The organism is Lacrimispora sp. (assembly GCF_031982545.1).
Taxonomy (GTDB): Bacteria; Bacillota; Clostridia; order Lachnospirales; family Lachnospiraceae; genus Lacrimispora.
In genome coordinates, this window is the sequence record NZ_DALYXB010000023.1 from 21,337 (window position 1) to 38,892 (window position 17,556).

General features: G+C 43.6%; 15 protein-coding genes. 2 read left to right on the top strand and 13 right to left on the bottom strand.

What is annotated here, in order from left to right:
• Positions 1-139 precede the first annotated feature (139 nt).
• Positions 140-871 (top strand): elongation factor P 5-aminopentanone reductase, encoded by a 732-nt coding sequence (ymfI, locus tag ABS301_RS25165; RefSeq protein ID WP_349674790.1) that lies wholly within the window; start codon positions 140-142, stop codon positions 869-871.
• On the opposite strand, the gene ABS301_RS25170 is transcribed toward ymfI, so the two are convergent.
• The 6 genes from ABS301_RS25170 to scfA all read right to left on the bottom strand — a co-directional run bounded on the left by ABS301_RS25170 (position 830) and on the right by scfA (position 6,915).
• Positions 830-1,300 carry a MarR family winged helix-turn-helix transcriptional regulator gene (locus tag ABS301_RS25170; RefSeq protein WP_349674791.1) on the bottom strand — a complete coding sequence of 157 codons (471 nt, stop codon included), beginning with the start codon at positions 1,298-1,300 and terminating at the stop codon, positions 830-832. The two genes, ymfI and ABS301_RS25170, sit on opposite strands and share 42 nt — an antisense overlap.
• Positions 1,301-1,519: 219 nt before the next feature.
• On the bottom strand, positions 1,520-1,816 hold the full coding sequence (yajC, locus tag ABS301_RS25175; protein ID WP_502877689.1) for a preprotein translocase subunit YajC: 297 nt from the start codon (positions 1,814-1,816) through the stop codon (positions 1,520-1,522).
• 54 nt (positions 1,817-1,870) lie between these two features.
• Positions 1,871-3,013: a tRNA guanosine(34) transglycosylase Tgt gene (gene tgt, locus ABS301_RS25180; protein ID WP_349674792.1), complete on the bottom strand. Its 1,143-nt coding sequence runs from the start codon at positions 3,011-3,013 to the stop codon at positions 1,871-1,873.
• A gap of 16 nt (positions 3,014-3,029) precedes the next feature.
• A complete protein-coding gene (secD, locus tag ABS301_RS25185) occupies positions 3,030-5,183 on the bottom strand; it encodes a protein translocase subunit SecD (protein ID WP_349674793.1) in 2,154 nt (717 codons plus the stop codon).
• 62 nt (positions 5,184-5,245) lie between these two features.
• Complete coding sequence (scfB, locus tag ABS301_RS25190) at positions 5,246-6,640, bottom strand: thioether cross-link-forming SCIFF peptide maturase (protein ID WP_349674794.1); 1,395 nt, start codon at positions 6,638-6,640, stop codon at positions 5,246-5,248.
• 128 nt (positions 6,641-6,768) lie between these two features.
• On the bottom strand, positions 6,769-6,915 hold the full coding sequence (gene scfA, locus ABS301_RS25195; protein ID WP_097003442.1) for a six-cysteine ranthipeptide SCIFF: 147 nt from the start codon (positions 6,913-6,915) through the stop codon (positions 6,769-6,771).
• A gap of 183 nt (positions 6,916-7,098) precedes the next feature.
• Here scfA and ABS301_RS25200 point away from each other — a divergent pair, with 183 nt between their 5' ends.
• The gene (locus ABS301_RS25200) at positions 7,099-7,458 is read left to right on the top strand and encodes a TIGR04086 family membrane protein (RefSeq protein ID WP_170824178.1); all 360 of its coding nucleotides are present in this window, start codon (positions 7,099-7,101) and stop codon (positions 7,456-7,458) included.
• 639 nt (positions 7,459-8,097) lie between these two features.
• On the opposite strand, the gene ABS301_RS25205 is transcribed toward ABS301_RS25200, so the two are convergent.
• The 7 genes from ABS301_RS25205 to ABS301_RS25235 all read right to left on the bottom strand — a co-directional run bounded on the left by ABS301_RS25205 (position 8,098) and on the right by ABS301_RS25235 (position 17,555).
• Positions 8,098-9,375: an HlyC/CorC family transporter gene (locus ABS301_RS25205; protein ID WP_349674795.1), complete on the bottom strand. Its 1,278-nt coding sequence runs from the start codon at positions 9,373-9,375 to the stop codon at positions 8,098-8,100.
• Between the two features lie 86 nt (positions 9,376-9,461).
• Positions 9,462-9,929 carry a signal peptidase II gene (locus ABS301_RS25210; protein WP_349674796.1) on the bottom strand — a complete coding sequence of 156 codons (468 nt, stop codon included), beginning with the start codon at positions 9,927-9,929 and terminating at the stop codon, positions 9,462-9,464.
• 18 nt (positions 9,930-9,947) lie between these two features.
• Positions 9,948-11,348, bottom strand: a complete 1,401-nt coding sequence (gene clpX / locus ABS301_RS25215) for an ATP-dependent Clp protease ATP-binding subunit ClpX (RefSeq protein WP_349674817.1) — start codon at positions 11,346-11,348, stop codon at positions 9,948-9,950.
• Positions 11,349-11,539: 191 nt separating this feature from the next.
• On the bottom strand, positions 11,540-12,955 hold the full coding sequence (locus ABS301_RS25220) for a S1C family serine protease (RefSeq protein ID WP_349674797.1): 1,416 nt from the start codon (positions 12,953-12,955) through the stop codon (positions 11,540-11,542).
• A 173-nt stretch (positions 12,956-13,128) separates the two neighbouring features.
• On the bottom strand, positions 13,129-15,012 hold the full coding sequence (locus ABS301_RS25225) for an LCP family protein (protein WP_349674798.1): 1,884 nt from the start codon (positions 15,010-15,012) through the stop codon (positions 13,129-13,131).
• Between the two features lie 36 nt (positions 15,013-15,048).
• Positions 15,049-16,467: an undecaprenyl-phosphate glucose phosphotransferase gene (locus ABS301_RS25230; protein ID WP_349674799.1), complete on the bottom strand. Its 1,419-nt coding sequence runs from the start codon at positions 16,465-16,467 to the stop codon at positions 15,049-15,051.
• Positions 16,468-16,565: 98 nt separating this feature from the next.
• The gene (locus ABS301_RS25235) at positions 16,566-17,555 is read right to left on the bottom strand and encodes a glycosyltransferase family 2 protein (RefSeq protein WP_349674800.1); all 990 of its coding nucleotides are present in this window, start codon (positions 17,553-17,555) and stop codon (positions 16,566-16,568) included.
• Position 17,556: the final 1 nt, after the last annotated feature.

Below are 17,556 nucleotides of genomic sequence, written 5' to 3' on the forward strand. Positions count from 1 at the left end.
TGCTTTCTTTATTTTGTATTACAGATTCTTTTGTAATCATTATATCTCACCCATCTTTTTGTATGCAATGCCCTCGTTGCATTTTAAAGCAGAATTTGTTAAAATAATAGCATCACATAACGACAGAAAGGGTGGTTTTATGTCTAGAAAAACAGTACTTGTAACTGGCGCTTCCCGTGGAATCGGAAAGGCCATTGCTGTCAAATTTGCAAAAAAAGGATACAATGTGGTCATTAACTGTCTTCATAATGAAGACCGCCTTTTGCAGACCAGGAAGGAACTGGAGTCCTATCAGATCTCCTGCCTTTCCTATATGGGTGATATGGGAGATATGAATCAATGCCAGGAACTCTTCCAGATGATAAAAAAACAGTTTGGTTCTCTGGATGTACTGGTTAATAATGCAGGGATCTCCTACATCGGACTCCTTCAGGATATGACGACAGAAGCCTGGGACCGAATGATACGGACCAATTTAACCTCTGCCTTTCATTGTTCCAAGCTGGCAATTCCGGGAATGCTGGAACGCAAGCAGGGCAAAATCATAAACATCTCCTCTATCTGGGGTGTCTCGGGTGCATCCTGTGAAGTAGCCTATTCCGCCACCAAGGGTGGGATTAATGCATTCACCAAAGCTCTTGCCAAAGAGCTGGCCCCAAGTAATATCCAGGTCAATGCAGTGGCATGCGGAGCCATCGATACGGAGATGAATCAGTTTTTAAGTGAAGATGAATTAATCGCTCTCATTGATGAGATTCCAGCCGGAAGACTGGGAAATGCGGAAGAGGTGGCAGATCTTGTCTATCACCTGGGTTATAAAAACTCCTATCTAACCGGTCAGATCATCGGTCTTGACGGAGGATTTATTTAAAAAGCTCTCCACATTCTGATTCATGATTGACGCGGTGCGGTGAAGAATTTTAAGATCTTCTTCGGGAATGTCTCTGTGAAGTTCTTCCACAAATTCCTTCCTGCACCGTCTGATCCGTTCCACAATTTTCTCGCTTTTCTCCGTAAGCCGGAGGCGGACCAGCCTTCTGTCATTTTTATCTCTGTCTGCTGTTAAATATCCTTTCTCACTGAGAGAATCTACAGATCTTGCGATCAGGCCCTTGGAGATATTTCTATACTGCGCAATCTCCGAAGCACTCTTCAATCCCTCACTATTTGCCAGAAACATCATAACTACTATCTCATTAGGAGTGAAACCATATTCTGATACAGACTGGCTGCAGAGCTTCTGGTATACCTTATCGATTTTTACAAAACATGCCAGACAGCACTCTTCTTCCTGTCTCATTTTTTCTCCTGGCATACTGGTTATAGACTCATTCATAACAACACCCTTACTAAATCATATGAGAAAATTTCCGCACTGTATACTATGGCAGCTATTACAACGCTTTTAATAGTTCATTATTGAACCGTTTACTTTTGAAGTATATCTCATAGAAAAGCACCTGTCAACCCCGTATAGAAAAAACCCGGAAAAAGAAATCCTTTTCCGGGTAATAATTTTTTATGCTTCTGGCTTTTCAACCTGTGCAATCTGTGACTTCTGCATAGGAATTCTGCAGTTTTTATTATTGCCGAATTCAACGATAACGGTATCATCTGTCATATCGATAATAACTCCATAAAATCCGCTGCTGGTTAATATACTGTCACCGACTGCAATACTGGAGAACATCTCCTGCTGTCTTTTTTTCTCTTTCTTCTGTGGTCTGATCGCAATAAAATACATGAAGCCAAAGATTACTGCAATGTAAATTACCCAGAAACCCATGCCCATCGTACCGCCTGTTGCTAATAACATAACCGTTTCCTCCTTAAATATCGATCTGCCGTCTGCCTGTCCTAAAAGGGGGCCTTATGCCTGGGAACCACCGGCCATCATGCCGGACAGTTTCCTCTCCTTATACTCTCCATAACGGTGATTCTCGATTGCTTCGCGAATCTCTTCCATCATTGTATTATAAAAATATAGATTATGCAAGACACATAATCTCATGCCAAGCATTTCTTTTGCTTTTAATAAATGCCTGATGTAAGCTCTGCTGTAGGAACGGCAGGTGGGGCACTGGCACCCTTCTTCAATCGGCTTATGATCCAGTTCAAATTTGGAATTAAATAAATTTAATTTTCCATGGTTTGTATAAACGTGACCGTGACGGCCATTTCTTGACGGATAAACACAGTCAAAGAAATCCACGCCCCGATCCACAGCCTCCAGGATATTAGCCGGAGTTCCGACTCCCATCAGGTAAGTTGGCTTATTCTCAGGCAGATAAGGCACCGTCTCATCAAGAATCCGGTACATCTCCGAGTGACTCTCTCCTACTGCTAGACCGCCCAGAGCATATCCATCAAGATCCATGGCAGATATGGTTTTGGCATGGGCTATTCTGATATCTTCAAACGTTCCGCCCTGATTAATACCAAAGAGCAGCTGATCTTTATTAATGGTATCAGGCAGCTCATTTAACTTTGCCATCTCTCTCCTGCACCTCTCCAGCCATCTGGTGGTACGGTCCACACTGTTTTGCATATATTCCCTGGTAGCCGGATGAGGAGGGCATTCATCGAATGCCATAGCGATGGTAGATGCCAGATTGGACTGGATCTGCATGCTCTCTTCCGGACCCATAAAGATCTTGTGTCCATCAATATGGGACTGGAAGTACACACCCTCTTCCTTAATCTTTCTAAGACCAGTCAGAGAAAACACCTGAAAGCCGCCAGAGTCTGTAAGAATGGGGCGGTCCCAGTTCATAAACTGGTGAAGACCGCCAAACTCCTTAATTAACCGGTCGCCTGTACGTACATGAAGATGATAGGTATTGGAAAGCTCCACCTGGGTTTTAATTTCCCTCAGATCATCGGTGGACACAGCGCCTTTAATGGCTGCTACCGTTCCCACATTCATAAACACCGGCGTCTGGATTGTTCCATGCACCGTAGTCACTTCCGCCCGTTTTGCACGTCCGTCTTTTGCAATGATTTTATAGTTCATTTACAATTCCTTACTTTTATTTTTTGCTTTTTTTCACAGTTGCTTTCACACCAGAATTCTTTTTCCCCTTATTCACCGTCATAATATACCAAAGGGATCCTGTGATGCATACGGAAGAATAGGTACCGCATACAATACCCACCATAAGTGGAAGGGCAAACTCCCGAATGGAGGAAACTCCCATAATAAACAGAACAAATACCATGATAAATGTGGTAAGAGAGGTATTAATACTTCTGGTAAATGTCTGAGTGATACTTAAGTTAACGATCTCAGCAAGCTCCAGCTTACTCTGAGTCTTTAAGTTTTCACGGATACGGTCAAAAATAACAATGGTGGCATTGATGGAATAACCTACAATCGTAAGCATGCAGGCAATAAATGTTGAGCCTACAGACCATTTTAAGATTGCATAAAAAGCAAGTACAACCAACACATCATGAACCAGTGCCAGTACCGCACTGCTTGCAAACCGAATATCCTTAAACCGGAACCAGATATACAGAAGCATACAGATGGTAGCTATAATAACAGCCACAATTGCATCACGCTTCATTTCCTGGCTGATTGCTCCGGAGATGCTCTCTGCAGTGATCTTTTCTGATTCTACTCCAAAATGCTCTACCATGGATTTATTCAAAGCTTCTCTTTCATCCACAGTTAATGTTCTTGTTTTAATAATAACTTCGTTTGAACCTGCTACCTTCTGAGTCTGTACATCGGCATCTTTGGTAATCTGCTCAACCACCGGAACCACATCAGAAGAGATCTTTTCCAGAGTCATGTCTTCATTAAATGTCACATTTGTAGAAGTACCGCCTTTAAACTCCATGCTGTAATTTAAAATACTTCCGGTCTGGGACCGATTCACTCCAAGCCATGCAAGACCTATAACAATAACAATGAGTGAGGCAGAAAACCAGATCATACGCTTTGAAACAAAATCGATGGACTTTTTATCCTTTTTGATACCATACATTTTTTCATTTTCAAATCCCAGTTTAAACAGACTGTTTAATACGAACTTTGTCACAAACAGTGCAGTTATCATGGAAAGTACGATACCGATGGCAAGCGTGGAAGCAAAGCCTTTTACTGTACCAGATCCTCTCCAGAACAGCACAGCTGCTGCAATTAATGTTGTAACATTTCCATCGATGATCGCAGACAACGCTTTATGAAAGCCAGCCTCGATGGCACTTTTTACATTTTTTCCATATCCAATCTCTTCTTTGATACGGGTAAAGATAATTACGTTTGCATCCACCGCCATGCCAATGGACAGAATAATACCTGCAATTCCAGGAAGAGTAAGAGTCACCTCAAACGCCTCTAACAAAATTAAGATCACACCTACATAAATAGACAGTGCGATTACAGAAGCAACTCCCGGAAGCAAATAGACAAGAATCATAAATACAGCCACAATGGCAAATCCGATTACACCCGCTTTTAAGCTGGTATCGACCGCTTCCTGTCCCAGTTTTGCACCCACTACATTGGAACGTAATTCTTCCAGTTCGAGAGAAAGAGATCCAATGCGAATGGTAGAAGCCAGTGTTTCCGCTTCTTCATAAGAGCTCATTCCGCTGATCTGGCACTGACCCTGGGTAATTGGTTCCTGAACAACGGGGTTTGAGTACATCTTTCCGTCATAGATAATCGCAATTCGTTTTCCAACGTTAGCAGTGGTTACATCACCAAATACCTTTTTTCCGTCATCAGTAAACGTTAAATCCACCATATATTGCTTGATGCCGTTATTTTCAGTAATTACAGGTTTTGCAGTAGACACCTGATTACCATTTAAAATAACTTTTCCGGCTTCATCTGTAAATGTTAAGGAACCAGGTTTTCCAAGTTCTTCAAGAATTGCATTGGCATCTGAAACGCCTGGGATATCAACGTTAATACGGTTGTCACCCTCCTGATATACCTCTGCCTCAGTGCTGTAGTTTTGAACTCTCTGCTGCAGTTTGTAGATGGTATCCTTCATGTCCTCTTCACTTGGTTTTTCTTCTTTTGCCTGATAGGTAATGCTGACGCCCCCCGCCAGATCAAGTCCAAGCTTAATGTCACCCATGGTAGTATATCCAAAATAACCGAATAACCCAACCATCACCAGTGCAAAAATCAGCCCTAACAGGCCCTTGCCTTTGTTACTTTTCATGACTTTTCTCCTTCACTTTTGGAATAAAACAAGTTTAAGTCTGAAAGCTGGAACTTTCAGTCTTATTCTTCAGCCAATGCTGCCTTAATCATGATCGCACACTCAATCCGTTTCTTCTGCATCTCGCAGCCGGTATCATACGCATCCGTAATGCTTCCATGAAAATTATAGGAGTTAGCTGCACAGCCCCCGCTGCAATAAAACCTTGCGTAGCAATCCCGGCATTTGTCTTTTGCATAAACGTTGCAAAGTTTAAATTCATCGCGGATCTGCGTGTTTGTCACACCTGTATCTACATTGCCCAGAAGAAATTCCTCTTCTCCGACAAATTGGTGGCATGGATAGAAATCACCCCATGGCGTAACCGCCAGATACTCGGTTCCTGAACCGCAGCCAGACAATCTCTTAGCCACACAGGGTCCCTGAGTCAGATCAATATTAAAGTGGAAGAAATTAAATCCTCTTCCTTCCTTCTGTCTCTTAATATACTCAACAGCCAGCTTATCATACTCCTCTAAAATAGCCGGAATATCCTCCTGTCTGATGGAATAATCCTCTTCATCCTGAGCCACAACCGGTTCAATGGACATGCTCTCGAACCCAAGATCCGCAAACTCCAGAACATCTTTTGAGAAATCCATATTATTCCGTGTAAACGTACCCCGGATATAATAATCCTTTTCCCCTCTCAGTTTTGCAAATTTCTGAAATTTAGGAACAATCAGCTCATAGCTTCCCTTCCCATTCCGGAATGGCCGCATCTGGTCATTAACATCCTTCCGTCCATCAAGACTTAACACCACATTGCTCATTTCCCGATTACAGTATTCCATAATCTCATCATTTAAAAGCACGCCGTTAGTAGTCATGGTAAAACGAAAGTTCTTATTATATTCTTTCTCTTTTGAGCGCCCGTATTCAACAAGTTGTTTTACAACGTCCCAGTTCATCAGCGGTTCGCCGCCAAAAAAGTCCACTTCCAGATTTTTACGGTTGCCGGAATTGGCAATCAGAAAATCCAGTGCCTTCTTACCAACCTCAAACGACATCAGTGCACGGCGTCCATGATACTCCCCTTCTTCCGCAAAGCAGTACTTGCATGCAAGGTTGCAGTCATGAGCAATATGTAAGCAAAGAGCCTTTACAACGGTCTTTCTCTTTTTAAAATCAACCACATAATCATGGTAAATATCCTTGGTAAACAGTTCCCCTTCATCAATCAGAAACTGAATTTCTTCCAGAGCCTCTCTCACCTCAGCCTCTTCATAGGTACTTAAAAGCTCCAAAAGCACTTTCTCTTCCGCTTCCTTTGGAAGCGCCGCGGCCTTTTCCATATCCGGCACCAGCGGTGCTGCAATCTTTACAGCATCATACATAACCGGATCAACCGAATGAACAGACCCGCTGTTGACATCCATAATAATATGGAAGCCATTATTAATATATTGATGGATCACTTGTATTCTCCTTAATTAAGATTTAAACCCGTAATCATATTTAGCAGACAAGCGAAGCAACCCCTACCGTCTAACGACCGCAGGGGCATGTGCTTATCTGCCTTATGGCTGTACTATACAGTTTTATACTAGCGATTGCTGTTCTCGCAGCTCTGGTTACCTACTGTACAGGATGTTTTACAAGCTGACTGACAGGAAGTCTGGCACTCACCGCAGCCGCCTTTTTTCATAGATTCTTTTAATGTACTGGAACTTAATGTTTTTACGTGTTTCATAAACTTACACCTCCTGTATTTGCCTAATTCTTTGAGATTATACCACATGTTTTTAACCAGTGCAAGATGAATTGCCCCCTCAGGGAGGAGCTGAAACATTTTTTTCAACCGCCAATATATTCGAATATCCTCCCTGATGGACGAATATACTGAACCAGAAGACAAGACATAAGGAGAAAAAACATGGAAAAATCAAAGCTTCAGGTCACACTTAGAAATCTGCTTGTCACCTACATATTGACCGGAGTCCTGCTGGTGATCCTGGCCTTAGCGCTTTATAGATTCCGGCTGAAGGAAGGTCAGATCCGGCTGGGTGTCAATGCAGTTTACGTTATCACCTGTCTCTTTGGAGGGATTCTCATGGGGAAGAGCATAAAGCAGAGGAGATTCTTCTGGGGCCTGTTACTGGGTCTTTTGTATTTCCTTGTGCTGCTGGCAGTTTCCTTTATGCTGAACAGAGGGATTAACGGGTCGATGAATCAGATACTGACTACCATGGCGATCTGCGCAGCTAGTGGGACTGCGGGGGGGATGCTTAGTTAGTGGGGAAGACGGGTTTAGAGATGGAGGATAATGGGGGGCTGGCGGAAAATGAGGAGTCCGGTCCCCTGATACGCTCATGGTTTCGGGCGGGATAGGTGTAAGGGAGAGAAAGCACAAAAATAAGGACACCGGCACCATTCGTCGGGTTTTCTTGATGAAAACCCGACTCAGGGCGCCTAAAAAACGGACTTTGTGAGTCCGTTTTTTGTCCTCATTTTTGCACTTCCTCTCCCTTACACCTATCGACACCCTCCACAAATCGCTGTATCCGGGGACCGGACTCCTCATTTTCTGTTCAACATTGATTCTCCATCTGGGAAAAAGCGTCGCAGACCAGATGAGATAATAAGCACCTGTACTTCGTTAGGATTGAAGACGTGGAGGAGTTTTTTTACAGTGGGGGTTTCTGCGGAGTCGAGGGAAACGGGACAGGCCAAGAGGGGCGGAGGCGGTTTGGAGGCGGGGTTAGAACTTCTTAGGCCGGAGAGGTGCAAAAAACATGGGCAGAAATTGGCTTCAGAGCCAATTTCTGAGGAAACCCTGAGCGCGAATTTCTTTCAGAAATTCGGGTGAAGTGTTTCCGATCCCATGTTTTTTGTGCCTGTCCGGTCTTAGAAGTTCTCCCGCCGAAACTCCGGCTCAGCCCCTCTTGGTCTGTCCTGTTTCTTCAACCCCCAGATACATCCTCACTTTATCAATTCGATTCTTATCCAGGGATTCTACTACCAGCCTGATATCATTGCAAACTACTTCTTCTCCCTGCTCGGGTAGACGGTCTAAGAGTCCGATGATTAATCCGGCTATGGAATCGTAGTCCTCTGATTCCAGTTCAAGATTAAGTCTGTCGTTTAGGTCGTCAAGTTTCATGGAGCCTTCCACAAGATATTCCTGGGGGGCCACTTCTACCAGCTCGTTCTCTTCGTCTTCATCGTATTCGTCTCTGATCTCTCCTACAATCTCCTCCAGTAAATCCTCCAGAGTGATCATGCCGGCTGTCGCACCGTACTCGTCCAGTACGATAACCACATTGTTGCAGGTCTGGCGCATCTCTATCATGAGTTCAGCTGTTTTTTTGTACTCATATGTATAGAGGGGCTCTCTTAGGAAATTACGGATATTGAAATCCGTACTGTTGTCGGTTAAAAGAAGGTCTTTCATGTTGATGATTCCAATTACATTGTCATTGGTCTCTTCGTACACAGGAATTCTGGTGTACATCTCTTCACGGAAAATATCGATCAGTTCTTCGTATGTGGCATTTACGTCTACTAAAGTCATATCAATACGGGGTATCATGATGTCCCTGGCTACGGAATCACCGAAATCAAATACATTGTTAATCATCTTTCTTTCTTCTGATTCAATTACACCCTCTTCATGGCTTACATCTACGATGGTTCTCAGTTCATCTTCTGTAATGGAATCCTGCTTTTTGTTGGGGTTCACGTGAATGAAACGCAAAAAGCTGGAGGACAGGATGTGTACTACGTAGATGACTGGTGTCATGATTGTCATAAATGCGTAGATGATTTTTGCATATTTTAAAGCAATCGTTTCGGAATATAAGGTTGAAATGGTTTTAGGGGAAATTTCACCAAAAACCAATATTACAAGGGTCAGAATGCCGGTTCCAATGCTGATCGCCTTATTTCCCCATATACTCATGACAAGTGTGGTGGACAAAGAAGAGGCGGTTAAATTTGCCACATTGTTTCCAACGAGAATTGCGCTGAGCATCTTGCCCTGGTTTTCCAGTATCTTTGTAAGCGTGATGGCATTCTTGTTGCCTGCTTCTGCCAGAGTTCTGACCCTGATCCGGTTCACCGTCGTAAGTGCTGTCTCAGCGGATGAGAAAAATGCTGATAATGAAACTAATAAAATTAACATAAGCAACTGTATATAGTCACTCGAATCCAAAAAAATCAACTCCTGTTTTTTATATTTTATGAATGATTGTACAATAGAAAAACGGCTGTGTCAAGAAGACAGCCGTTTTTTTTGGTTTAGCGCTCTTTGAATGCACGTATTGTTTCAATGATGACAATGAGGCCGGCGCCCAGAAAGATGAAGAAATCGCCCAGGTTAAAGACCACTTTTTTCAGTTTTCCGTACTGAATGCTGAAATAATCTACGACGTAATGGCGGACCAGACGGTCGTATAAATTGCTGATTGCGCCTCCGAGGGCGATGGAAAAGGCCAGCTTTTCTGCTGTTTTTCCTTTGCTTTTTAAGAGACATGCCAGCATTCCTCCGATGAAGGAGGCAACTGCCAGGGGAATCATGGAGACAAGTTCCGGGTGGTCTTTTAAATAGCCAAAGGAAAAGCCGGGATTGTGATTCTTGTATAGAAGGATCTTACCGCCGCTTTTCTGTAATTCTTTGGGGAAGTCTGATTCGTTTTGCTGTTCTATGGCCTGCTTGATGAATAAGTCGAGAGCCGCAAGGATACCTATGATACCGATATAAAGCATGTTTCACTCTCCTTTCTTCTATCCTCTCATCTGGATGAGAGGGCCTCCGTTTTTATCTAAGTAAGCTCTGGTGATGATGACGGAACCGATGTTGGGGTCTTTGGGAATCTCATACATGATGTCCAGCATGAAGCTCTCTATGATGGCACGGAGGGCTCTTGCACCGGTCTTTTTTTCCAGTGCCTCTTCTGCAATCCATTCCAGAGCTTCGTCTTCAAATACCAGTTTTACTTCGTCCAGCTCCAAAAGCTTCTGGTACTGTTTTAATATGGCATTCCTTGGCTCGTTTAATACCCGGACTAATAGTTCTTTGGTTAAGGTTTCCAGGGTGACCGTGATGGGGAGTCGTCCGAGAAACTCGGGTATCATACCGAATTTTTTTAGGTCTTCGTTGGTTACACGGGAGAGTATGTTGGCATCCTTGTCGTACTTGTCTTTTAATTCGGAGGAAAATCCTATGGAGGTCTTTTCTTTGAGACGCTCTTTGATAATATCTTCCAGATCAGGGAAGGCACCGCCGCAGATGAACAGAATGTTCTCGGTGCGTACGGTTGTCATGGGAGTCATGGCATTCTTCTGGTTCGCGCCTACAGGTACTTCCACAGTGCTCCCTTCCAGTAGCTTTAATAGTTCCTGCTGGACGGATTCACCGCTTACATCTCTGCTGCTGGTATTCTTCTTTTTTGCAATTTTGTCAATTTCATCGATGAAGATGATTCCACGTTCTGCTCGCTCTACATCGTTATCTGCAGCAGATAGAAGTTTTGAAACTACGCTTTCAATGTCATCACCGATGTAACCGGCCTCTGTTAAGGAGGTGGCATCAGCGATTGCAAGGGGGACATCTAAGAGTCTGGCCAGTGTCTTTACCAGATAGGTCTTGCCGCTGCCGGTTGGTCCGATCATCAGAATGTTGGATTTCTCGATTTGAACGGCATCTTCGTCATTTTGAACTGTGTCTGCAAGGTATACACGCTTATAGTGATTGTAGACCGCTACGGATATGGCTTTTTTCGCCTGCTCCTGGCCGATGATGTATTCGTCAAGCTTCTGACGGACGGTATGGGGAGCTGGGATGTCTTTTCGCTCCAGCTGCTTTTTGGGCTCTTTGTCAGATCTCTTTTTGATTTTTTGTTTTTTGGGGATCTCCAGATCTTTGTTTAAGCTTCCAAGATCGTTGAGGTTTAAGTTCATGTAGGGCATGCCGGGGAGCTTGCTTAGGTCAAGACCTCCCTGAGTGACGGAATCAAAGGCTTTCTGCATACAGTCGTGGCATAGGTTCATGCCTCCTGGCATGGATACCATGGAACCTGCCTTGCTTTCCGGTCTGCGGCATACGTAACATATTTTTTCGTATTCTGATTCGTCTTCTTTTTTTTCTTTATCAATATCAGAGTTTTGGATCTTATTGTCTTCCATCTTCTCCTCCAGAAAATCTTTATCGTTCAAAGTATAATCTCCTTTTGTCTGTAATTCTATACTGTATATCAGATTATTATAAAGCATTTAAAAGAGTCGTACAAGAGGAGACAGACAGTTTAGAGTTTTTTAATGAAATGAAAAAGCTCCCGGAATTCCTCTGAGGATTCCGGGAGTTGATTTTTTATTTGTTATTGCTGATTGGCGTCCGCTGGTTTTTTGCCAAGGGTGATGTCAACGTTACGCTCTACATACTGGCCGTTTTCAAGAGACTGTACAGTCAGAGATACTTTTGTTCCTCCTGCATAGTATTTAAGCATGCTTGTTAAGTCATCATAGGTTTTAATTCCCTGTCCGTCGAATTTGGTGATAATGTCTTTTTCACGAAGATCAGACTGGGAAGCTGCTCCGCCTTCTACAATTTTGTAGATAAACACGCCCTGAGGCATACCCAGCTGCTGGCTGGTGGTGGAATCAATGTTCTTGCACTGGATTCCTAAATAGCCCTGATCATTGTCTGCAACCTGAGTTCTGGTCTTCTTGGTTATTAAACCGTCTATGATTGTCTGGGCTTTGGAGATGGGAATGGCGTATCCCATACCTTCTACTTCTGTAGAGGAATATTTAGCTGAGTTAATGCCGATTACTTCTCCCTGCATATTTAAAAGTGCACCGCCGCTGTTACCTGGGTTAATGGCTGCATCGGTCTGAAGCAGATCACGGTTTGTTCCGTCTTCTGTCTGTACAGCACGGTCAAGTGCACTGATATAACCTACGGTTACGGACTGGCCGTATCCAAGTGCATTACCGATGGCAATAACGCCCTGACCTACTTTTAATGTTTCGGATTTTCCAAGTGAGGCAATGGCTATTTTGGATAATGTGTCAGAGGAGATATTTTTTAATGGAACTGCTATCACTGCTAAGTCACTGTCTGCATCGGTTCCTTTAATGGCTGCATCTACAGCTGTCTGGTCAATAAAGGTAACTTTTAACTCCTTGGCTCCCTGAACCACATGGTTGTTGGTAACAATTAAAAGCTCATCGTCGTTTTTGCCAACAACAATTCCGGAACCGCTTCCTTCTCCTTCCTGCTGCATGGGGCCAAACCATGTCTGGCTTTCATAGACCACCTTGCTTGTAATGGCAACTACCGATGGCATTGCTTTGTCAACGATAGGAGAAACGTCATTGATTGTGGAAATACTGGATGTATTGGAAGCTGGAAGTGAGTCGCCTGCTGGTGTTGTGGGAAGGGTTTCCGCACGGCTTATTTCTACTGATTTATTTTGAGCATAGGAGCCTGCTGCCCAGTTGATTCCCACAATGGTGCTGCCGGCAACGATTCCAAAGACCAGAGCACTTCCAACAACTGCTGCTGTCTTTTTTCCGAAATTGCCTTTTTTTCGCTTCTTTCCTTCTTCCTCATAAGGGGTCTGGTCCGGTGTTCTCTGATAACGGTATTCCTGATAATGGGGAATGGTGTTCTGAGACTGTTCCTTTTCCGGTTCGGGATCTCTCATTATAAAATTGGTTGTTACGGTTTCTTCTTTATTGGCTTCCGGGTTTACCCTGCCTGTTTCAATATTGTCATTTTCGTCATACATAACATCAATCTCCTTTCATGTATGTTTGTTATCTCATCTGATAAACAAAGTCTACCAATGAAATGTGACCATTCTGTGATAAATCTATATTGAATATGTGAATTGAAAAAATCCCTGCAAAAAGAGCGTTTTGTAAAGCGCTGTGTGCAGGGATTTTGTGTTAAATTTTAAATTTAATTGACTGGAGGTGCAGGAACTACAACTGTATCCGTATTGCCTCCCGGAGCTGCTGCTGCAGTGGTGGGAGACGTACCGGACTGCTGTTTCGTAGGAGTTTCACCAGGACCTGTCGTCGTCGTTTCCTCAGGAACAGATGCCTTGGTTGTCTCGCTGGTTCCAGGTCCTGCCGATGCAGTAGTTGTCTCAGTGGTTCCTGAGGTGGTTGGTTTTGTTTCTCCTGGTTTTCCAGTGCCTTTGGTGGTTTCTGAAGGCTTGGTTTCTTTTGTGGGGCCTGTGACATTTTCAGAGCTTTCAGTAGTCTTTACAGGGTTTCCGAATTCGTCAGTGGCATCCACAGTTTCCTCTTTGCTGGTCTCTTCTGCCTCTGTACTCTTCGTCTCCTTTACCGCCGGTTTGGTTTTGTCTCCGCCATCATATCCCTTGTCCGTGGGCACATGATCCACGCTTGTTCCCTGCTTATACATGCCGGAATCAGCCGCAATCTTGGCACTGATCTTTTTCACCATATCGGAGGGCTCATAGCTGTCCTTGTCGAAAAGGAATTTATGCAGCTGTGCTACGTTTGTTTCCAACGTCTGAGGAATTACACAGTCACCTTTTTTACCTATGTCCATGTCGCCGCGGGCATATGGGAAGCCGCCTGTTTCACCAATGTGATACTTACCAATATCTAATAACAGTTCAGTAAAATCACTGAATGTTAAATTAGAGCCAATCTGGTCAACTTCCATAAGAAGAATTCTGTTAAGCAGTCCCAGATCCGCTTTCTTTGCCTTTTCAAAGGATTTCTGAATTACAAGGCGCTGACGCTCTGTTCTTGCAAAGTCTGTATCCATCTTTCTGAGTCTGGCGTAGGCAACAGCCTGAACACCATCTAAATGATTGAGACCAGCTGATTTTAAATGAACGGATGGGACTCCGGTTTTCTCAACAGTCTCTGTAATAAAGGAGTTAATATAACGGAATTCTGCCTTGCTGATATCGATATCCACACCGTCCAGCATGTTAATTCCATCTGCCACAGACTTCCAGTTGAAGGTCACATACTCTGTGACATCTAAATCTAAGTTTCTGTTAATTGCTGCAAGTGCCTGGGCAGCACCGCCGTTTGCATAGGCTGCATTAATTTTATTATAAGTATTTCCTTCATTGATGTTTAAATATGTATCACGGAAAATAGATACAATTTTTATTTCTCCAGTACCTCTGTTTATATTACAAAGCATAATAACATCGGCATTGGTACCTTTATTAACATTACCATCCCGGCTGTCAACACCAAATACTGCTATGGTCCGATATCCGGTCATATGCTTCTTCTGTTCTGGAGACATTACTTCGTTGCGTACCTGATTTGCATTAAAATTATCGGGCTTCTGGATCGAACCCATGAGCCTCGCCACATATGCATAGGAGAAAATAAGTGCGAGAGTAAATATTTCTGCAACTGCAAGGATTATGAATTTACGGATCCGTCTCTTTTTTTCTGTATGAGCAGCTAACCGGCTGGCTGCAGCGGCCTTCTCCTGAGGAGAAATTCTTGGCTGTTGTCTGGAAGCACCGTCTCCGATCACGATCTGATCTCTTGCGGGAGTTCTCCCTTCCTCTTTCGCGGCCCGGGTTCTGCGGTTTTCCTGTTCCATGGACGTTCTGGCTCTGTTTTCATCCGGCTGCCTTGCGCCTGTCCTTTGGGGTCTGGCAGCGTCTTCCGGCTGTCTGCGTGTTGTGCCTGCCGATGCCTGCTGTCTGCCTGCTGATGATTGTCCCTTAAACATGGGCTGCCCGCTGCTGCTGGCAGAATCTGGCTTCGAATCAGAACCGCGTCTTTCTTTTCTTGTGCTTTCACGGTTTAATTCATCATCAAAATCATTTCTCATTTACTTATCCTCATCCTAATTGTGTCGTATCCGATATCAGTACGCATTTTTATTAATAAACCCTTTGAACATAGTTAGGAACAGGATCTTAATATCAAATCCCAGTGTCCAGTTTTCAATATAATAAAGATCATGTTCAATCCGTTTTGTAATGGAAGTGTCTCCCCGAAGCCCGTTTACCTGAGCCCAGCCTGTGATTCCGGGGCGTACCTGATGCTTAATCATGTACCTTGGGATTTCCTCTTTAAATTTTTCTACAAAAAGAGGCCGTTCGGGTCTTGGACCCACCAGACTCATATCTCCCCTTAACACATTAAGAAACTGCGGCATCTCATCGATACTGGTCTTTCTGATAAAACGCCCCACCGGGGTAACTCTGGAATCGTGTTTTGTTGTCCACTTCATCTTTTCTTCTGAAGGAGCCTGTACCACCATGGACCGGAATTTGAACATATGAAATGACCGGTTGTGAAGCCCGACTCTCTCCTGCTTATAGATAAGAGGACCGGGAGCAGTAAGCTTGATTAATATGGCAGTAAGAAGCATAATCGGCGAAAACACCAAAAGAGCAAAGGCTGCCCCGAATATGTCTACCGCCCGTTTTAACATGGCGTTTACCGGGTCAGTCAGCGGCACACGCCGGATATTGACCACAGGAAGCCCCTGGAGGTCTTCGATGTAAGGCCTTGTGGGTATCATATTATTATAATCAGGTATAAATTTGGTGTGAACTCCTGATTTCTCACAGGAAGCCACAATCCGCTCTAAATCTGCATATTCGCTGATGCTTAGGGTGATCGCAATTTCGTCAAGGGAATTGAGGGCAAGTATCTCATCTAAGTCACTTACCTTTCCTATGACATGGATTCCTTTAAACTCATAACCCCATTCTTTCTTATTGTCAAGAATTCCTTTGATCTGATAACCCCATTCAGGATTCAAACGCACCCGTTCAATAAAACCTTCCGCTGCGCGGCTGTACCCAATCAAAAGGATATGCTTCTGATTATATCCTTTGGTACGCATGGAATGAAGGGCCATACGGATTAAATTTCGCTCCGCTGTCTCCAATATGACATTGGCAGCAAAGAAATAGAATACCATTCTGGTTGAAAACTCACTGAAATACGGGTTTTTCTTAACCAAGAACAGACTGAGGGTAAAAAGCAGAAGCCCCAGCAGATTGGCTTTTAAGATATTGGTGAACTCATATAGCCTTTCCTGAACCCGCTTCGGTGCATACAGCTGGAAAATGCCGTAAAGGAGCAGATAAGTCGGCAAAATCAGGAGAAGCGCCGCAAAATAGTACTGTGGTGGCAGAACCTGCTTATTGGGGCTGAATAACCAGTTGCCCAGTAAAAGGAGCAGCCAGGCAATCACATAAGACAGAATTATGACCAGTCCATCTAATACTACATGAAACCCATTAAATTTTTTTTGATTATCTTTAATCATAGCAGCAAAACCTTCCTACTTGCATGACTCCATACTCTTCCATGATAATTTCCCGTTTATTATACATGATATGTCAATATGATGCCATTAAAATATTCTTAAATTGACCTGTCAATTTTTAGTTTCCTTTTCATAAATTCCCAAACATAGAGAAATGTTCCCAAAATCAGTTCTCCCTCAATTCTTATATAATTACCAAGGCGGGACATTTGAAACCTGACTTTCTTTGTTTTTTTCAAAGTTTTCAGCCCTTCCTTCACTCCTTCCATATAATCAGAAGCGAAGCCAATCCGATGGAAAAACATATATTTTACTGCCATTCCGGCGAGAATGGGAAGAAAGTTAAGGATTAACTGGAGCAGAGGCATATTTTTATAATTCAGATAAAGATTGTTTCTTGCAGCCAGCTTTACTTTAAAGGAATTGTATTTGGAACCGCTGGTTCCGCTCCCCACATGGTAAACCACAGCTTTGGGGCAATACCAGTTTTCGTAGCCGCAGATCTTCGCCCGGTATCCCACATCAATATCCTCCAGATATGCGAAATGGTCCTCATCAAAGCCTCCGATCTTATCAAAAACTTCTCTCCGGTAAATGGCTGCGCCGGCACAGGCAGAAAATACACGGCAGGCTTTATGATACCCGCTGCTTTTTTGTCCCACCCCCCGTTGATAGGCCCAGCCCAATACGCTGTACATATCTCCAGCATCATCCATCAGATCTTTATGGTAAAGCTGAATCATCTTACTGCTGACGGAGAATATCTTAGGGGAACCCTCGATGGCGTTTACCATCTCTTTTACGTAATCCGGCCGAGGTTCCGTATCATTGTTTAGCAGTATGACATAGGGGGTCACGGATTCCCGGATTCCGATATTGACGGCACCGGAAAATCCCGTGTTCTCTTCTAAAAATATAGAGGGAATCTGATGGTCTTCCAGCCATTTTACACTGCCATCAGTGGAACCGTTATCCACCACAAGAAGCTCAAAGTTCTGATCACTTTGAGCTCTTAAGGCCTTAAAACAGGGTTCCATAAATTTTAATCCGTTATAATTGGGAATAATGATTGTTACTTTCTTTTGCATC